At 24.6% G+C, this 19,230-nt stretch carries 17 protein-coding genes and 9 tRNA genes; 4 read left to right on the top strand and 22 right to left on the bottom strand.

Annotated elements, in window-relative coordinates:
• Positions 1-61 precede the first annotated feature (61 nt).
• The 6 genes from EXC57_RS01660 to EXC57_RS01635 all read right to left on the bottom strand — a co-directional run bounded on the left by EXC57_RS01660 (position 62) and on the right by EXC57_RS01635 (position 7,912).
• On the bottom strand, positions 62-2,902 hold the full coding sequence (locus tag EXC57_RS01660; protein ID WP_129692549.1) for a cation-translocating P-type ATPase: 2,841 nt from the start codon (positions 2,900-2,902) through the stop codon (positions 62-64).
• A gap of 254 nt (positions 2,903-3,156) precedes the next feature.
• Positions 3,157-4,143, bottom strand: a complete 987-nt coding sequence (locus tag EXC57_RS01655; RefSeq protein WP_004025100.1) for an NAD(P)-dependent oxidoreductase — start codon at positions 4,141-4,143, stop codon at positions 3,157-3,159.
• Between the two features lie 13 nt (positions 4,144-4,156).
• Positions 4,157-5,389 (bottom strand): AEC family transporter, encoded by a 1,233-nt coding sequence (locus EXC57_RS01650; RefSeq protein ID WP_129692548.1) that lies wholly within the window; start codon positions 5,387-5,389, stop codon positions 4,157-4,159.
• Positions 5,390-5,551: 162 nt separating this feature from the next.
• The gene (locus EXC57_RS01645) at positions 5,552-7,087 is read right to left on the bottom strand and encodes a catalase (protein ID WP_004025102.1); all 1,536 of its coding nucleotides are present in this window, start codon (positions 7,085-7,087) and stop codon (positions 5,552-5,554) included.
• A 116-nt stretch (positions 7,088-7,203) separates the two neighbouring features.
• Positions 7,204-7,515, bottom strand: coding sequence for a hypothetical protein (locus EXC57_RS01640; protein ID WP_004025103.1), 312 nt, complete (start codon positions 7,513-7,515; stop codon positions 7,204-7,206).
• A gap of 7 nt (positions 7,516-7,522) precedes the next feature.
• Positions 7,523-7,912, bottom strand: a complete 390-nt coding sequence (locus EXC57_RS01635; protein ID WP_004025104.1) for a hypothetical protein — start codon at positions 7,910-7,912, stop codon at positions 7,523-7,525.
• Between the two features lie 109 nt (positions 7,913-8,021).
• Between EXC57_RS01635 and EXC57_RS01630 the strand changes: the two genes are divergently transcribed.
• Genes EXC57_RS01630 through EXC57_RS01620 form a run of 3 tightly spaced genes read left to right on the top strand, consistent with a single transcriptional unit; the run spans position 8,022 to position 10,571 of the window.
• Positions 8,022-9,014, top strand: coding sequence for a hypothetical protein (locus EXC57_RS01630; protein WP_129692547.1), 993 nt, complete (start codon positions 8,022-8,024; stop codon positions 9,012-9,014).
• Position 9,015: 1 nt separating this feature from the next.
• A complete protein-coding gene (locus tag EXC57_RS01625) occupies positions 9,016-10,011 on the top strand; it encodes a hypothetical protein (protein ID WP_004025106.1) in 996 nt (331 codons plus the stop codon).
• Between the two features lie 47 nt (positions 10,012-10,058).
• Positions 10,059-10,571, top strand: a complete 513-nt coding sequence (locus tag EXC57_RS01620; protein ID WP_004025107.1) for a flavodoxin domain-containing protein — start codon at positions 10,059-10,061, stop codon at positions 10,569-10,571.
• A gap of 86 nt (positions 10,572-10,657) precedes the next feature.
• On the opposite strand, the gene EXC57_RS01615 is transcribed toward EXC57_RS01620, so the two are convergent.
• The 12 genes from EXC57_RS01615 to EXC57_RS01560 all read right to left on the bottom strand — a co-directional run bounded on the left by EXC57_RS01615 (position 10,658) and on the right by EXC57_RS01560 (position 14,587).
• On the bottom strand, positions 10,658-11,635 hold the full coding sequence (locus EXC57_RS01615; RefSeq protein WP_004025108.1) for a hypothetical protein: 978 nt from the start codon (positions 11,633-11,635) through the stop codon (positions 10,658-10,660).
• Between the two features lie 133 nt (positions 11,636-11,768).
• On the bottom strand, positions 11,769-12,143 hold the full coding sequence (locus EXC57_RS01610; protein WP_004025109.1) for a VOC family protein: 375 nt from the start codon (positions 12,141-12,143) through the stop codon (positions 11,769-11,771).
• 64 nt (positions 12,144-12,207) lie between these two features.
• Positions 12,208-12,283, bottom strand: a tRNA-Phe gene (locus EXC57_RS01605).
• A gap of 5 nt (positions 12,284-12,288) precedes the next feature.
• A tRNA-Asp gene (locus EXC57_RS01600) sits at positions 12,289-12,364 on the bottom strand.
• A 3-nt stretch (positions 12,365-12,367) separates the two neighbouring features.
• Positions 12,368-12,443: transfer RNA gene (locus tag EXC57_RS01595), tRNA-Met, on the bottom strand.
• Positions 12,444-12,464: 21 nt separating this feature from the next.
• Positions 12,465-12,557, bottom strand: a tRNA-Ser gene (locus EXC57_RS01590).
• 83 nt (positions 12,558-12,640) lie between these two features.
• Positions 12,641-12,718 (bottom strand) — tRNA-Ile (locus EXC57_RS01585).
• Positions 12,719-12,725: 7 nt separating this feature from the next.
• A tRNA-Met gene (locus EXC57_RS01580) sits at positions 12,726-12,802 on the bottom strand.
• 7 nt (positions 12,803-12,809) lie between these two features.
• Positions 12,810-12,886: transfer RNA gene (locus tag EXC57_RS01575), tRNA-Pro, on the bottom strand.
• A gap of 45 nt (positions 12,887-12,931) precedes the next feature.
• Positions 12,932-13,008, bottom strand: a tRNA-Arg gene (locus EXC57_RS01570).
• Positions 13,009-13,013: 5 nt separating this feature from the next.
• Positions 13,014-13,087, bottom strand: a tRNA-Cys gene (locus EXC57_RS01565).
• A 129-nt stretch (positions 13,088-13,216) separates the two neighbouring features.
• Positions 13,217-14,587, bottom strand: a complete 1,371-nt coding sequence (locus EXC57_RS01560; RefSeq protein ID WP_004025110.1) for a hypothetical protein — start codon at positions 14,585-14,587, stop codon at positions 13,217-13,219.
• Between the two features lie 133 nt (positions 14,588-14,720).
• Here EXC57_RS01560 and EXC57_RS01555 point away from each other — a divergent pair, with 133 nt between their 5' ends.
• Positions 14,721-15,632, top strand: a complete 912-nt coding sequence (locus tag EXC57_RS01555; RefSeq protein WP_004025111.1) for a WG repeat-containing protein — start codon at positions 14,721-14,723, stop codon at positions 15,630-15,632.
• On the opposite strand, the gene EXC57_RS01550 is transcribed toward EXC57_RS01555, so the two are convergent.
• The 4 genes from EXC57_RS01550 to tmk are packed head-to-tail and all read right to left on the bottom strand — an operon-like array spanning position 15,625 to position 19,223.
• Positions 15,625-16,422 carry a TatD family hydrolase gene (locus tag EXC57_RS01550; RefSeq protein ID WP_004025112.1) on the bottom strand — a complete coding sequence of 266 codons (798 nt, stop codon included), beginning with the start codon at positions 16,420-16,422 and terminating at the stop codon, positions 15,625-15,627. The two genes, EXC57_RS01555 and EXC57_RS01550, sit on opposite strands and share 8 nt — an antisense overlap.
• 2 nt (positions 16,423-16,424) lie before the next feature.
• The gene (mnmE, locus tag EXC57_RS01545; RefSeq protein WP_004025113.1) at positions 16,425-17,759 is read right to left on the bottom strand and encodes a tRNA uridine-5-carboxymethylaminomethyl(34) synthesis GTPase MnmE; all 1,335 of its coding nucleotides are present in this window, start codon (positions 17,757-17,759) and stop codon (positions 16,425-16,427) included.
• Entirely contained in the window at positions 17,752-18,600 is an 849-nt protein-coding gene (locus tag EXC57_RS01540) for a DNA polymerase III subunit delta' (protein WP_004025114.1), read from the bottom strand. The genes mnmE and EXC57_RS01540 overlap by 8 nt, the downstream gene beginning before the upstream one ends.
• Before the next feature lie 2 nt (positions 18,601-18,602).
• On the bottom strand, positions 18,603-19,223 hold the full coding sequence (gene tmk, locus EXC57_RS01535) for a dTMP kinase (RefSeq protein WP_129692546.1): 621 nt from the start codon (positions 19,221-19,223) through the stop codon (positions 18,603-18,605).
• Positions 19,224-19,230 lie beyond the last annotated feature (7 nt).

Below are 19,230 nucleotides of genomic sequence, written 5' to 3'. Positions count from 1 at the left end.
AACATGTATAAAATATTTCTAATAAATAAAAAATCATGAGTTTATAAAACTCATGATAAAATTAGTTTCATTTTTTTAAGAAATTGCTTTTATTGACAATTTTTCTATATCAATTTGAATTATTTATTATTTTCAATAATTCTATAATTATTGTTTGTACAAAAGCAAAAACAAAAGCAATAATTATAAAATATGAATAATTTATAGATGTTGATGATTGAACCACAGTTGTTATATTTTCACTTGTAGTAATTTGAGTAATAATTTTAACATCACTAAATACATATGGATTTAAATTAAATACTTCATTCATTTTAGGAACCAATAAGACTAACAATATAAAAAATGTTGAAATTCCAAATGCATAAAAAACATATTTAATATCATCTCATTTATAAGTACATATATTATGTTTTGAAAACATATTAAATGCATTGAATGCTTGAGATATAGATAGTGTAATAAACAACATAGTTGATCCAGCCATTTGCATATTTAATAATATTTCTCTACTTGTACCAGTTGTTTTATGGAAAGCCTGTAATGATTGAACAATAAGACTAAAATTAAAGTTAACAAACATACCAGCACCTAAGAAAAATCCAACTGTACAAAGTGCAAAGGTCAATAAACCTTGAGACAAGACTTTTAAAACCATTTTTTTGTCTAATAAGTTATTACTATAATTTGGTTTAAAACTCATAACGTCTCTTTCAGCTTTTTTCATTCCAAGTGCAATCCCTGGGAAGCTTTCAGTAACCAAATTAATTCATAATATTTGTAATGCACTAAAAGGGTTAAATCTAAAAATTAACATTCCAAATAATAGTGTAAACAACTCAGAAACATTCGTTGTAAATAATGTCAACATCATTCTTTTGATGTTATCTAAAACACCTCTACCCTCTTTTACAGCTTCTACAATTGTAGAAAAATTATCATCTACAAGTATCATATCAGCTGCACCCTTACTAACCTCAGTACCAGTTATACCCATAGCACAACCAATATCTGCAGCTTGAAGAGCTGGTGCATCATTAACACCATCACCAGTCATGGCAACTATATCACCATTTTTTTGTCACGCTTTAACAACTCTTATTTTGTCTTGTGGAGATACACGAGCATAAACGCTATATTCTTTAATGTGTTGTTGTAATTCTTCATCAGACATTTTTTCTAATTCAGAACCTGTTATTGTTTTTTGCTCATCACTATATAAAATATTTAATTCTTTTGCAATAGCTGAAGCTGTATTAGCATGATCACCTGTAATCATTATTGGCCTTATACCAGCTTTTAAACATTCTTGAATAGAAAGTTTAACCTCTTCTCTTGGCGGATCTATGATACCTAATAGACCAATAAGTTGTAAATCTTTTTCAATAGTTTTAAAAGTAACATCTTTAGGAATTGATTTTATTTTTTTAATAGCAATACCTAAAACCCTAAGAGCTTTATTACTCATGATTTCATTTTGCTTTTCATATTCTTTAATAGATTCTTTATTTTTACAAATAGAGAATAAATTATCTACTGCTCCTTTTGTTACAACAAGATAACCATCACTAACTTTATGAATAGTTGACATAAGTTTTCTATCTGAATCAAAAGGAAGTTCTTCAACTCTTGGATATTTTTTTAATAAACTATTTACTTCTATACCATTATCAATTCCAGCTTTAACAATTGATGTTTCTGTTGGGTCCCCAATTAATTCATTTTCATCAATCTTTGTATCATTACAAAGCATCCCATATTCAATCAACTGTTTAACTTCTTTGCTATCAAATTCTTTAAATGACTTTTTATTTGTAAACACTTCTACAATAGTCATTTTATTTTGTGTTAGTGTCCCTGTTTTATCAGAACAAATTACACTAGCACTACCTAAAGTTTCAACTGAAGATAATTTTTTAATTAAAGCATTTTGCTTAGCCATTCTTTTAACACCAAGTGCTAAAATAACAGTCAAAATAGCTAAAAGACCTTCTGGAATAACAGATATTGCTATTGAAACAGCAACTTTAAATCCATTAGATCAAGTTTCACTAATAAGACTTGGATCATTTACATATGTAACATATAAAATAAAAACTAAAACCAAAAAGAACATTGCTATATATGTAAGTTTTTTACCAAGACTTGATATTCTTTTTTCTAAAGGAGAAAGTCCTCCATCATTTTCATTAAGCAAACTTGCAATCTTACCAATTTCAGTATTCATCCCAGTATTTGTAACTAAAATAGTTGCTCTACCATTTATTACACTAGTACCAGAATAAACATAATTTAATCTATCTCCAATTGGTGTTTTATCATCATATACAAAATCTTCATTTTTTTCTATTGCAATAGATTCACCAGTTAGAACAGATTCGATAACTTTTAATGAATTATTTTCAATAATAATTCCATCTGCTGGTATTGTATCTCCAGCTTCTATTATGACAATATCCCCTGGAACAACTTCTATAGAACTTATCTGATCAAAATTACCATCTCTAATAACTTTGGTTATAGGGGTGGTCATCTTGTTGAGTGCTTCCATAGCTTTTTCAGCTTTTGCTTCTTGAATGGCACCAAATAAAGCATTTATAAATACTATTAAAAGTATTACAGATGGTTCAACTCATTCAACTATTACTTCGATAGGTTCAAAGTGCTGTTTTCTTGAATTTAGACCAGCAACTACATAAGAAATAATTGCTGCAACAATTAATAATAATAGTAAAGGATCATAAAATTGGTTTATAAATTTCATAAAAAAAGTATGTTGTTTTTTTTCTTTTAATTTGTTATACCCAAAAGTTTTGATCCTTTTAGCAACCTCTTGTGAGGTTAAACCCTTCTCAAAATCAGATGTTAATTTGGACTGGGCTTCTGATAAATTTTTATTCATTTTCTTTCTTAAACCTAAACATTTATAAAATTATAGAATAAATTATATCAATAATTGTTGAACATTCAAAAGAAATTAAAATCTAAAATTAATTAGTTTGTTAAATGTTTTTATTTTTTAAAAAAACTTGTATTTAACAAACTATTCAAAAATTACCACAGTATCTTTGAATCATTAAATTAAGATAATAAATTTATTAAATTTGATTTGTTTAAAAATAGCACCTTATATTAAGGTACTATTTTTAAATTTAATTAAATCTTGTTTTTGCAATCCCCAGTTTTCACAAATTCTTCTAAGTTTTTATATGATATTTCAACCATATTTGCAACAGCTTCATCTGTATAACTTCCAATATGTGGAGTTATTAATACTCTTGGATACAATCCTAATAATTCTTTTACAACTGGATCATCAATACTATTTATTTTCTTTCCAAAATATTGCTTTTCATCATATAAAACATCAAGACCCGCACCAAATAATTTATTTGATTTTAATGATTCTAATATTGCTGCATCATCTTGAATTTGTCCTCTTGAACAATTAATAATTATTGATCCATCTTTCATTTTATTAATAAAATCTTTGTTAATCATTTTTTCATTTTGACCTTTGATAAATGGAATGTGAACTGAAATAATATCTGATTCTTTAATAACTTCATCCAAGGACTTATATTCAAGAATCTTTTTTGCTTCTTGATTAATATATGGATCATAACCTATCACTTTAGCCCCTAAGCCATAAAACATTTTTGCTGTTTCATAACCAATTTTTCCAGTTCCTAAAATTCCTACTACAGAATTTTTAAGTTCTTTTGCAAAACCAACATTATCAAAACTAAAATCATAAGAAATTGATTTGTTTGCAAAATGTAATATTTTACGACTTAAAGAAATAGCCATAGAAACAGCAACTTCAGCAATTGCTGTTGGAGAATAACTTGGTACTCTTGCCATTTTGAAACCCAATTGTTTTGCATATTGAACATCAATATGATCAATTCCAACAGTTCTAGTTAATACATATTCTATGTTATTTTCTTTTATTTTATCTAATACATCTTTTGTGATTTTATCACTTGCTCTACAAATTATTGCATCATTACCTTTTATTAAGTCAATGTTATCTATTGATAATGATTCACTTTTTAAAGTTAGTTCATACCCAAAATTTTTGTTATATTTTTCAAATATTGGTTTTTCAACTTCTCTAACACCAAAACATATAACCTTCATATTTGCTCCCTAATTAAACAATCAAGCTATTAGCTATTGAAAATTGTTGAACTGCAGTTCTTGGTGCAACAGCTGAAAATACAACATCTCCAATTATTATTCATAACGGAATAAAAATAATAACTAATAAAGTACATAAAGCTGAACATTGTGATGAGAATTTTTCACAAACTTTATATTGCATTGAATATGCTATAACAACAGTTGCAGGTGGTGTTGCTGCAAATATAATCATTGGAATAGCAACCTCTTTAGAAACTATTCCACTAGAAACTAAACCAAGCATAACTAAGAATATAATTAATGGAACTAGAATTAATTTTTCCATTGAAAAAATTCAAACTCATTTATCTTTTACTGAATCAATTAATTTAGTTCCAGCTAAAGTTATACCAATAGATAATCAAACCAAAGGACTTGATAACCCACCAATTGTATTAATTGGTTTATATAAATATGGCATTGTTACAGATCAATTAAATCATCCGTTGCCACCAGTTCCTGAAACAATTGTAAAGTTTTTTCCAAAATTTGAAGCACCTGGTATTAATTGTGTCAATCACAAAATAATTCCAATAAAAGTACAAATTACAATTGGATTTAAAAATGCAGTTTTACAAGATTTTACAATATTTTCTTTATCAAATTTTAATCCTGCCATAACCATGAAACACAAAGAATATAAAAATATTCTATATGGTACATTTCATAAATTAGCTGCAATTACCCCATCTTTAGGATAAAGTTCTTTAATTATTGGTAAACCAAAAAATGTTGTACTACCAAAAATTAACATCATTCACATCACTAAGCCTCTTTTTGCATCAGTTTCTTCTTGATGTGTTAAAACTTCGTTTGAAACATTATTATCTACTATAACTCCATTTTGTTGTTCAAATTGAAGTTGACTCTTTTTTGAAAATTTTTTAGGTAATAACTTAGGAAAAAATTTAACCCAAACCAAGGCAATAACATCAAATACTATATAAAATAAAAATCCTATACCTAATATCACACCTTGTTGCTTTAATTGAGTGATACTTATATTACTCATGAATCCACTTAAAGCTAAAGCTGGTAATGCTACTTTAAGAACTATGGAATTCATTATACCTTTCCACTCTTGTTTAAATACTTTTACTTTAACCAATATATAACCCAATGCTATTATTCCAATTGTTGAAACAATAGCTGCTCAAAGATCAGTGTTAGTCAAAGTACTTATCAATGTATCTTTTACATTCATTTTAACTCCTTTTATTTTCTTACCCCATATATAAATTTACTACCAAATACCTAAAAGAATTAACAACTTTACTTTTTAAAATAATTGTTATAAACAATAAAAAAATAAACACAAAATTTGATTTAATCAAAATTCATGTTTATTACTTTATTTAATTTTAATTTATGCGTTTAATGGCAAGGTATTTTTAACACGTTCTTCTTGTGTCATTAATGACAAACTTTTAACTTTGTTTACATCAATACCCAAAGCATTTGCAAGCATTGTTCCATAATTTACACTAGCTTTGTAACATAAAGCAGTTCATCTGTATTGGATAGAAACATCAGCTAATTTAAGAGTGCTTGCAGTATTGTGGATTAATCTGCTTCTTTTAGCATCATCCATCACTTTATCAAAAAGTAATCCTGGTTGAACAAAATCAACATCTTCTAATGGATAATTAAATCTACCCTTAACAACACCATTCATATCAATTTGTGGAACTTTATCACTGTCATCAACATATGATGCTCCTTTTAAAGTTGATGGTTGATAATTTGGTAGTGAACCATAATTTCCATTAACTGTCATGTAACCATCTCTTTGGTTTGAATAAGGACATGCACATTTAGGAGTATTAACTGGTATTTGTTGGTAATTTGTTCCCAATCTATATCTTTGTGCATCTTCATAACTAAATAATCTTGCATATAACATTTTATCTGGAGAAGAATAAATTCCTGGAACAAATCTAGCTGGTGAGAAAGCAATTTGTTCAACTTCAGCAAAATAATTTTCTGGATTTTTATCTAAAACAATTTTACCAATTTCAATTAAAGGATATTGGCTGTGATATCAAACTTTTGTCACATCAAAAGGGTCATAATCAAAATTTTCAACATCACTTGGGTTCATGATTTGAACATAAACTGTTCAACTTGGATAATCACCTTTTTCAATTGCTTCAAATAAATCTTGAGTTGCAAAGTCTGGGTTTTCACCAGCCATTCTTATTGATGATTCATTAACTCAGTTTTTAATACCTTGATCTGATTTAATGTGATATTTAACTCAAACATAGTTTTTTTCATTTGTATATCACATAAATGCATGACTACCAAAACCATGCATATGTCTATAAGTCATAGGTGTTCCTCTATCAGACATTAAGATAGTAACTTGATGTAAAGATTCAGGAGTTAAAGATAGAAAGTCCCAAAACATATTTGGATCTTTTAAGTGAGTTTTAGGATCTCTTTTTTGAGTGTGAATAAAGTCAGGAAATTTTATTCCATCTCTTAAAAAGAAAATAGGAGTGTTGTTACCAACTAAATCATAATTTCCTTCTTCTGTGTAAAATTTGATTGCAAAACCTCTAGGGTCTCTAGCTGAATCTGCACTTCCAGCTTCACCACCAACTGTTGAAAATCTAATAAACAATGGTGTTTTTTTATTTAATTGAGTAAATAATTTTGCTTTTGTATATTTTGACATATCTCTTGTACATAAAAAATATCCATGAGCACCTGCACCTTTTGCATGAACTACACGTTCTGGAATTCTTTCTCTAACAAAATGTGCTAATTTTTCTACAAGATGTTTATCTTCTAAAAATGTATAAGTTTTACCTCTAACATTACCAGTGATAGAACTATTATCGTTTTCTACAGGCTGGCCGTCAGCTGTTGTCAATTTATATTTTTTGTATTCATTCATAATTATCCTTTTCAATATTTTTTTTGAGTATTTATAAATATAACATGAAAAAAGTAAATTCTATGCTAATTTTTTTTCGAAATTTATTACTATATATTTTCAACTAGAAAATATTTTTATAATGTCCCTCTTTTCTTTTTTATGAAATAAATTATTAATAAAACTATAATAACTGTTCCAAGAACACCTACAGTAACACCTATTTCTATTGCTTTATAATGTGCAGCTGTTGCAGCATTTTCGCTTGCACTATTATCATTTTCAGCATACAAAGAACTTAACATTAATTGGTGGTTATTTGTCTCAAGACCATAATCTTGATGATTTATAGTAGTTAATAAATTAGATGATTCAAAAATTAAAAAAAATAACATTACAAAAAATATCAAACCAACAAAAAATAACAATATATTTTTTCTAAAATTCATTTTAAACCTAGACTTCAACAACTATTGTGTCTTTTCCATCAACAATTTCTGTTTTCTTAAATTTATATAAATAAGCATCTTTTGAATTTTCATAAATGCTAAATATTCTATTTTTTAAATAATCAAAATTTTCAACTATTCAACTTGTATATTGATTGTCTTCAAGATCTTTAAGCATCTTTATTACATCAATACAAAAAGAAGAAGCGGTTTTATTAGTGGATGAAACAACTTCGTTTTGTAATATTTGATATGTTGATTCTTCAATTTTAAAATAACATTTTCCAAGTTTAATATCTTCATTAGAAAAGTTGAATGGAACATCGTATAGTCTAACGTGTTTTTTATCATTTGCTATTAAACCATTTAAAATTTTTTTAGTTTCTTGTGGACTCATAAAAACTCCTATTTTTATATAAATTATAAATTTAAGTTATTGATATTTTTTAATTTATTATAAAAACTACCAAATCACTGTATACTAATTTATGTAACATAAAATGCTTATGAAAAAACAAAATACAGAAATAATTGATTACATAAATGAAAATTTAAATGGTTCTATTAAAAAGATTCAAGGTCGTTTATCAGATTTTGTATCACCAAATTCTAAAGAAAAAAAATTAATATCAAATTCTTTTAAAAAATATGTAAGAGAAATATTTAAGCAAAAATATGGCAAAGGAATCCAAAGCCACTATACTAAAAATAAAATTTATGACAATATTGAAAAACTAGAAATACCAGAAAATGTTGATCGAAGTAGTTTTGGCTCAATTGCTGAAATTTCTTTTTCTTCACTTATAAATGATAAGTATTTAAATTATGAAGATATAATAAATGATTTAAAATCTAGTAATGCAAAATACATTTTTAACACTGTAAATGAAATCGATTTAAAACATGGTGTCACATATTTTTTAAGAAATAAAAAAGCTATTTACATACTTAAAAGGAGAAGTTTTTTTCTTAAAAATATTCTTAAGAATAAAATACATGATTCATTTACTAATAGTGATGATGAAATGGATTTTTATGTTGTTTATGAATATATAAAAGAATGTGATAAAAAAACAAATTATCCTAAAAAGAAAACATTTTTAAAATCATTAAAAAGAGAAATGTTTATTAACCAAAATATAACTGATAGAGTATACAAATGACTTGATCAACAAAACGTTACAATTGATAAATTAAAACAAAGGTTTAAAACTTCGTCTTTCTATCACAATAAGTTTAAAAATATTATAATAAGCTTTGAACTTGATTTATATACTAAAGATTCCATTGTTGAAATTAAAACATCTACAAAAGAATTTAAAATTGATTGGTTTTACCAAATGTTGTTATATCATTTTTGCTTATTAGCTAATGGTTTTAAAAACAAATATATATGTTTATACAATTTGACTTATGGTAATTTTTATAAAGTTAAAGTAAGTGATTTTTTTAACGAGAAGGATTTTTTAAATTATTTAAAAACAAACAAGGTAATATAGGATGAATTCATCAAATAACAAACAAAATAAAAATATAATTAATTACATTAATGAAAATTTTTTGGGAAATATTTTTTTGCTTCAAGGCCACCTTTCATCACTAATAAAACCAAAAAATAATGAATTAAAAATTATTTCATCATTTTTAAAAGATGAAATTAACCAAATTTTTTATGAAAAAAATAAAGTTGATATTAAAACATTTTTTGAAAAAAATATAGAATATGATGGTTTCAAAATTGTTGAGCATTTAAATGTTATTCACCCTTCACATTATGGAATAATTTCAGAAGCTATTTTTTCTTTATATTTTAAAAATTTAGCAATTAATAAATTAAACATTATTTCAGAATTATCAAATAGTGCTTTTTATACAGCGTTAAAAAATGAAGAAGAAAAAAGTAATTTTAAAAAAAGCATTGATCTGTTTTTAAAAAGTAAAAAAAGAATTGATTTACTAATAGAAAGAGCAAAATTTGTTTATAAGAAAATGGGATATAGTTGTTCAAATGATTTTACAAATAATGAAAGCCAATTGGAATTTATTGCTTGTTTTTATATTTTAAAAACTTTGAATGAAAAATTTAAGAATGATGAAACAAAAATGTTATTAGATGAACTAATGGAAAACAAAATAGCAACTAAAAAAATATTAACCACAATAAAAATGGTTGTACCAAATTATGAAATAATAAAACAGCAATTTAAAACTAAATATTTTACCCATAATTATTTTCAAAGTTTAATATCTCATTTTGAAATTGATTTTTATAATGAAAATACAATTCTAGAACTTAAAGCATCAAACAAAATATTTGATGAAAATTGATTTTATCAAGTATTGTTATATCATTATTGTTTTAAAAAAAATGGAGTTAACAATAAATATATATCTATCTACAACATTAATAATGGGAATTATTGAAAACTAAAAGTGGAAGATATTTTAGATGAAAGAAAACTTTATACTTATTTAAATGTAAACAAAGTTATTTAATTTCATAATTTTAATTAAAATAATATAGTGTGTAAAGTAGGTTAAATATGGAAAATTTAGTAATAGTATATGGAAGTTCATCAGGACATACAAAAGAAGTTGCTGACAAAATTTTTTCAAAATTAAAAGATAGTTATAATGTATCAATTTTTGATATTAAAACATTAACAGAAGATCAACTAGAAAAAATTAATTCTGCAAATTATGTAATTTTTGGAACATCAACTTGAGGGATTGGTGACTTACAAGATGATTGGGATATTTATGACTTTAATAAAATTAATGTTGAAAACAAAAAAGTAGCAATTTTTGGATTGGGTGATTGCATAGTTTTCTCATTTACTTTTTGTGACGCTATAAAGAAAATGTATGATATTTTAACAAACAAAAAAGCTGTTATTGTAGGTAGTTTTGAAAATTGTGGATATACATTTGATAAATCAGAATCTTTTATTGATGATAAATTTTTAGGTTTAGCTTTAGATATTGATAACTTCCCTGATATTGTTGATCAAAACATTGATAATTGGATTCAAAAATTAAAATTAGAATTTAATTAAAATAATTAACCATTTTTACAATATTTAAATTGTAAAAATGGTATTTTTTTTAAAATAAAAAAGTTCTCTAAATAGAGAACTTATATTTATATTTTTTTCATTGGTGTTATGTTAACAACTTTTCTATTACCAGTTTCTTCAATTTTGTTTTTTACATCAATTAAGAAAATGTGTTTAACAACACGATTTGCAATTTTTAAAGAATTAGTAAGAATTTTAGCATGTATAGATTCTGCATGTTTATTCAAAAACTCAATTCTCAACAGTTCTTTTCCTATTCCACTTGGTACAACATTTCCTGATTTATATGTAAATGTTTCAAACATTCTAAATTTAACAAAAGCAATTTGTTCATTTTTAGTTTCAACATTTATATAAATAAAATTATCATCACTATTCATAGCACTATAAGAATAAGTAATGTTATCTTCAACTATTGAGAAAGTGCTAATTCAAAGTTCTTTTAAATACTCATCATTAATTTTTACATCATCAAAGTTATCAAGTTTAATTTTGCTAAAATAATTCATGTCTAAACTTATTAAGTTTAAAACTTGGTTAAATGTTTTAACAACTCCATCATTTAATCTAGAAGTAAAAATTTGAACTGCATTTTCATCATCTAAATCTAAGTTTTCAAAAAGTTTTTTATTATCACTACCGGTTTTTTTAACTATCAATTTGAACTTTTTAATAACATCTATTTTTTTACCTAATACTGATTCATCTTTATCTTTACCTAAATATAACCATTCATAAAGATAAATCAAAATTAAATATTCATCCATAGAATCTGAAGATATTCTATTATTAAAAAATCCGTTAGATGAATTTAAGTATCTAATAACTCTAACAAATGATGATAAGTTAAATTGGTAACCGTCACCATCTTTTTTAACAGATGATAAAATACTTGTGTATTCGTTTTGGTATTTTCATACAAATTGTTTTTTTTCTTTTAATTGAATTGCTTTAGCAACTAAGACTTCTTTTTGAACTTTTTTTCATTGTTCAAAAATGTTAAATCCACTTTTTTGTAAATTATTAATTAAAATACTAGCCATTTGTAATCCCTTAAAATTAACTATTAATAATTATATTATGTAAATATTATTTTTAATGAAAATATTAATGTATTAAGAAAACTCTAAAAATACAAAAATTTACTATTATAAGATTGAAAAAAACATATTTAAATTACTTTTTATTTTCAGGTAATATTTCAAGTCAATACCCATCTGGATCAACTATAAAATATATTCCCATTTCTTTGTTTTCAAACACAACAACACCACTTTCTTTGTGTTTTTTATATGCAGATTCATAATCGTTTGTTGTAAAGGCAATATGAAATTCATTATCACCTAAATTATATTTTCCCACCTTTGATTTTATTCATGTTAATTCGATGAAAACCACATTATTTTTGTTAGATAAATAAACTATATGATATTCACCATTAGGGTCTATTATCTCTCTGCAAAAATTTAACCCTAAATGTTTTTTATAAAATTCAATTGATTTTTTTAAATCAGTAACATTGATATTAAAATGATTGATTGAAAAATTCATTATAAACTCCATATAAAAAGAAAAAGCAACCATTTTAAGGTTGCTCAACATATTAATTTATAAATGGTGGTTTCGGGCGGGATCGAACCGCCGACACACGGATTTTCAGTCCGTTGCTCTACCGACTGAGCTACGAAACCATATATGGCGGTCCCGACGGGAGTCAAACCCGCGATCTCCTCTGTGACAGAGAGGCATGTTAATCACTACACCACGGGACCAAATGGTTGCGGGAGTAGGACTCGAACCTACGACCTTCAGATTATGAGCCTGACGAGCTACCAACTGCTCCATCCCGCGCAACTTTAGTATTTTATATAATGGCGGAGGATGAGGGATTCGAACCCCCGCGCACATTTCTGCACCTTTCGGTTTTCAAGACCGATCCCTTCAACCAGGCTTGGGTAATCCTCCAAACAAAAGCTCTATACACTAAATATAGAACTACAACAAAATTTATTTTAACATAAACTTAGTTTATTTTGAAATTAATAAAATGGTGGAGCTAACAGGACTTGAACCTGTAACCTACCGATTATGAGTCGGGGGCTCTAACCAAATTGAGCTATAGCTCCTTAACAATGGTGGCAAGAGAGGGACTCGAACCCTCGACACCCCGGGTATGAGCCGAGTTCTCTAACCAACTGAGATACCTTGCCATAAAAATGGTCGGGAAGACAGGATTTGAACCTGCGACCCCTTGGTCCCAAACCAAGTGCTCTACCAAGCTAAGCTACTTCCCGAGCAAAACAATATTTAAATATTGTTGGATTATCTATGTTTATACATGGCGCACCATGCAGGAGTTGAACCCACAACCTTCTGGTCCGTAGCCAGACGCTCTATCCAATTGAGCTAATGGTGCATATATGGAGGTGCCTGTCAGGATCGAACTGACGCTTAGGAGGTTGCAGCTCCTTGCCTTACCACTTGGCTAAGGCACCAAAACAACTCACTATACAATTATATTATAAACTTACTACAATAACAAAGAAAAATGAATGATGTTATTGATATTTTACTATTAAATTATAAAATAATGAGTTTTTTATTATATTACTTGAGAAATTAAATTACAATTTTCCAACAAAATTAAGGAAGCAATTTAACTCAATTAAATCTGTTTTATATTCTACTATTTCTTCAATTATAAATATAGAATCATAATTTGATTTAACAGACACTTTCATTTGATAACATATTAATTTATTTTGTTCATCTTTTATTTCTATTAAATCTATTATTTTATCTATGTATGAATTTTCTAAGACAAGGTAATCTTTAATTTTAGGATATAAATATTGATCAATCTGGTTTTTATTTAAATCTAACAAAAATAGTTTTAAATGATTATAGTTTATTTCATAATTTTGAAAATTATCTATTATTACTGTTGGTATTGTTTTATTTTGATAAGTATCTATTTTGTTTGTATATTTTGAAAAATTATTGCTAACAAAAATATTATTTATACTAATTATTTTTTCACCAGTTGTTAAATCAAATCAATATATATTGTCATAACTAATTAAAGAAATATTTAATTGATACATATAATATGATTGTCTTGTTAAAGTTACACCTTTTATTTTTATAGAATTAAGCTTTAAAATTTTTTTAATATAGTTTTCATTAATTTGATTTGTTTGTTTATCAATAAAACCAAGTTCATTTAAAATATTTGATTCATTAATCTCTTTAATAAATATTTTTCTTTCAAAAAATGAGTTATTTATTCTTTTGTGATCCAAAGGAACAATTCCCTTTAAATTAATTGAATCATTATTTTGAAAAACTATTCTATCTTCAAATTTATCAATAACAACAATATTGTTAACATTAAAGTTAAATTCTATGTTTTCAATCGGGATATTTATTTGTAAATAAATTGTTTCAACATCATTTGTATAATTTTGATATGAAAAATTAACCTTAAAACAATAATCATCAACATCAAAATATATTTCACTATTATAATTTGGTTTAACAATTATGTTTTCATTAATTAAATTATTAGTAATTAAATATAAATTTAATTCATCAACAAAAGTTTGATCATAAAAATGACTGAAACTTAAAATTTTAGTTTTTTTATTAAATATAAAAACTTTATCTATATTATTTTTTCATTCAGAAAATTTAATGCTTGATGAATCATTTTTTTGTTTGTAATTAAATTCAATTAAAAATTGGTTTAAATTATATGAATTATTTTTAAGATATTTTTTTATTATTAGCGATTTTATTATTTCTACTTCATTAAAAAAACCACTTTCTTTTATTAATTCATTATCAATTAAATTTTCTTTTTCATATGATTCTTTTTCTTTTTGAGTTTCAATTTTAATTGAATTTGTATTTGAACATGAAATTGGTAATGTAAGAAAAATAACAGTAGATAAAATAGGTATAATTTTTAGCAAAAGTTTTTTTGAATAATTCATTATAACCTCCATAGATAAAATTCTATGAAGATAAAACAAAAAACAAATCCTGTTTTTTTATCATTTTTTTATTAACAAAATACAAATCTTTTTCATTTTATTTATAGACAAAAGAGTTATCATATAACCATATATGAATAACATTAAACAATATTATAAATTTAAAGTTAACAATAAATACGGTTTCAAAGACTTAGATAATAAAGTTATCATAGATTTTGAGTTTGATGACGTTACAAACTTCATTAATGACTTGGTATGACTTAAAAAAACCAACAAATGATTTCTTTACAACATAAAAGACAAAAATGAACTTTTATCAAGTGATCAAATTTATTTTTTTGGCAATGAGATATCTATTGTTTTAATAAAAAACACTCATTACATTTTCTATAATTTAGAAAACAAAAAAATAAAAATTAATTTTGAGGTTGTAAATGTTCAAAATAATATGTTTATAAAAATTAAAAATAAAGAACAATATAATTTTTTAGATTTTAATCTAAATCTAGTATTTAAAAATTGATATGATGACATTGATTATATAGAACATGGTTATTTTTGTACAACAACTAAAAATAAAAAAACAATTATAAACATAAAAGAAGAAAAAGTTATTGATAATTATTTTGAAGACATAAACATTGAATCAAAAGATTTTTTCAAAGTTAAATCTAATGACAAATGAATATTTATTGATAAATTAGGTGGGGAATATGATTTATCAAAAATTTATAATTTTGATTTTGGAGTTTTCAAAAATTTACATTTAAACTTTAAAGCTAAAAATAAATCTGGTTTTTTAAACCAATTTTTTGAAATAAAATTCAAAAAGAAATTTGAAATATGTTCTCATGTAATCGATGGATATGTAATTGTAAAAAAATATGATCGTTATGGTGTTGTTAATATGAAAGGTAGATATATTATTAAACCCATATACAATTTCATTGAATATGATGAAAAAAATGTATTTTATGCAGAAAGAAAAAACTGCTCCACATATTTAACTACAAGTGGAACAGAATTATTTAAAATTAATTAGATTTAATTTTGAAAAAATTTAAAGAATTGTTTAATAATATTTTTCTAGCTTCTTCAACATCCATTTCTTTTATTTCAGCTATTTTTTCAACAACATATTTTACATAATATGGATAATTCATTTTTCCCCTAAATGGTTCTGGTGTAAGATATGGAGAATCTGTTTCTACAACCATTTTTTCAATTGGAATGTGTTTAATACATTCTCTAAATTCATTTAAACTTTTATTTTTAAATGTAACCATTCCAGGAATAGATAAAAAACAATTGATGTCTAAAAACTTTTTAGCATATTCATAATTTAAATAAAAACAATGAATCATAACTTTTTTGTAATTGTATTCTTTTAAAATTTCAATTACATCATCTGAAGCATCACGATTATGAATGTTAATTGGCAAATCATATTTTATTGCTAATTCTATTTGTTTTTTGAAAAGATATTTTTGTAAATTTTTATCAAAATTATCATAAGTATAATCTAAACCAATTTCTCCAATAGCAACAATAATATCAAGATTGTTTTTTATAAGATCTTCTAATTGATTAATAACTTCATCCATATTTTCTTTATATACATCAACAGATTCTGGATGAAAGCCAATAGCACATTTTAAAATATTGGGATACTTTCTTGAAAGTTCTATTGAACTTTTAGAACTTTCAATATCAACACCTATAAGATTTGTTATTGTATTTTCATCTTCCATTGTCTTTAAAATATTTTCAAGTTCACTTAGTTGTGGCTCTAAGTTTATGTGAGAATGTGTGTCATAATATTTTATTTTCATCTTTATTTACCTAAGCAAAAATTTTTAAAAAGTTTATCTAATAAATCAAAATCTTTTGCTTCACCAGTTAAACTACATAAGTTTCTATAAGCTTTATTCAAATTGATTGATAATACATCAATTGGTATATTTTTTTCTGCATCAGAAATTAATTCATTAATTATAAAAAGTATTTCTTGAAGTTGAATTTTTTCTTCTTCTGTTGATATGAATTGATTATCTGCAAGGATGTTTTCATCATAAACAAAAGTTTTCTTAATGTATTTTATAAGGTTGTTAATATCATTTTTTTTAGCTGAAATATTTATTCCTTTTATTTCTTTATTAGCATCTTTATTCAAATCTGATTTATTTTTAATAATAACATGTCTTTTATCTTTGATTTTATTAAGTATTGTTTTTTCATATGGAGAAATCTTTTTTGAATCATCAATTACAAAAAAAATGAAATCAGCTTTATTTGATGCTTCAAAAGATTTTTTAATTCCTATTTTTTCAATTTTATTTTTTGATTCTCTAATTCCTGCTGTATCAATAAAATTAAATAAAATGTCATTAATAACAATAGATTCATTGATTGTGTCTCTTGTTGTTCCAGCAGTTCCAGAAATTATTGCTCTATCTTTTTTAATCAAAGCATTAAGTAATGATGATTTACCAACATTTGGTTTACCAATAATTGCAACATCTATTCCTTTAAAAATTTCTTTTATAGACTCATATGTTGAAATTATATTTTCAATTTTTTTAGCTATGTTTTTTAAATATTTTGAAAAGGATTTATTATTAATAACCTCAACATCATCATATTCTGGATAGTCAATATTGACTTCAATTTTTCCAAGAACATCAAACATATCATTTTTGATCATTTCAAATTGACTAAAATTTTTAGATATTAATCCATTTAAAGCGATTTTATGCATTTTAGAATTAGTAGCATTAACTAAGTTATTGATAGAATTGGCTTGTAACAAAGATATTTTATTATTAATAAAAGATCTTTTAGTAAACTCACCTCTTTCAGCAAGCCTTGCACCATTTTTTAGAAGTAACTCAATTATTTTATCAATAACATAAACACTTCCATGACAATTAATTTCTATTAAATCATCACCTGTAAAAGATTTTGGAGCAACAAATTTTACAAGAACAACTTCATCAACAACATTATCACCATCATACAAAAAAACTTTTTGATGAGAATTGTCTTGCTTCAAAACATTTATTTTTGTTATTTTGTTTATAATTTCATATGCTTTGTCTCCGTTAATCCTTACTATTGCTATTGCACTTTGAATTTTTGGAGTAGCCACTGCTACAAATGTATTACTCATTATTACCTCTATCATGAACAATATTAATTAAAGAATTATATATTAAAGTTTTATTAAGTTTTAATCTACAGTCATTTATTAATTCAGATAGTTTAATTTTTTTAATAGACTGACTTTGATTAAAAAAGTAATTTATTAATAATTCAATTTCAAAATGATTTAATTTTTTAAAATCATCTAAAATAAACTTCAGATTTGCAAAATCATTATTATTTTCAATAATTCGAGTGTACAAACTATCTATTTTTTCAAACTCACCATTTTCTATAGAAATTAAAATATCTTCATAATAGTTGTACATTTTTAATAATTTATCTATTTTAGTACCATTTATTCCTAATGTCATTAATCTATCAATTAATTGATCTTTATCTGAACCAAGACTTAAAATTTGGCATCTACTTTTTATTGTTGGAATAATTTTTTCTAAATTTCTTGAAACAAATAAATAATAAGTGCTTGTTTTTGGGTTTTCTATTGAAGCAAGAAGAGAGTTACAAACTGATTTATTTGCATTTTCTATCCCTTTAATAATTAAAAATTTATTACCAGTACTTTCTAAAGCGCTAGCTTTAAATTTTTCTATAGACTGAACAACATCTTCTTTGATTATGTTTTTTTGAAAACCATTTAGTTCAATTAAATCAAAATATGATTTATTATCGATTTTTTTACACTGTAAACAATCACCACAAAAAAAACCACTAGATTTGTTTAAACAATTAATTGATTTAATATAACCATACAAAACAGAATTAACATCACTATATGGAGCTTCTAAAAATATAATGGGACTTGTTTTATTTTTTGATAAAAAATTTACTATTTGATTTTTATTCATTTTTATACCTTACTAACAATAATTGAAAATATTTCATCAACTATTTGATCTATTTCTCTATTAGCATTTATCTTATAAACATTTGGTAAGTCTAGAACAATTTTATACCCATCATTTATCTTTGCAATCTCTTTGTCGCTAACAAAATCCATTCGATCAAGATTTTCTCTTAATTCTTTTAATCTTTTAATAGATGTCTCAACTGGGACATCTAAATAAAAAATTAAATCAGGTAAAAAATCACCAATTCCAAATTTATTTACTTGCAAAACTTCATTTATTCCTATATCTCTAAAATAACCTTGATAAACAAGCGAAGAATGTATGAATCTATCACATAGAACAATTTTTCCATTTTCTATTGCTGGAATAATTTTTTTCTTAACGTGTTCATTTCTAGAAGCTGCAAAAAGTAATGTTTCAGTTCTTTTATCTATATCTTTAGATAAAATTATTTTTCTTATATCTTCAGCAATATCTGTACCGCCTGGTTCTCTTGTCAAAATAAATTCTTTTTCATTTTTAAAATAAGATACTAATTTTTCAAATACTTTTTTTGATACTGTGCTTTTACCAGAACCATCAGGTCCTTCAAATGTTATAAAATTTACTTTTTTTACCATAATATAA

Source organism: Malacoplasma iowae, assembly GCF_900660615.1.
In the GTDB taxonomy this organism is placed as follows: domain Bacteria; phylum Bacillota_I; class Bacilli_A; order Mycoplasmatales; family Mycoplasmoidaceae; genus Malacoplasma; species Malacoplasma iowae.
This window is presented reverse-complemented; position numbering and strand designations above follow the sequence as displayed.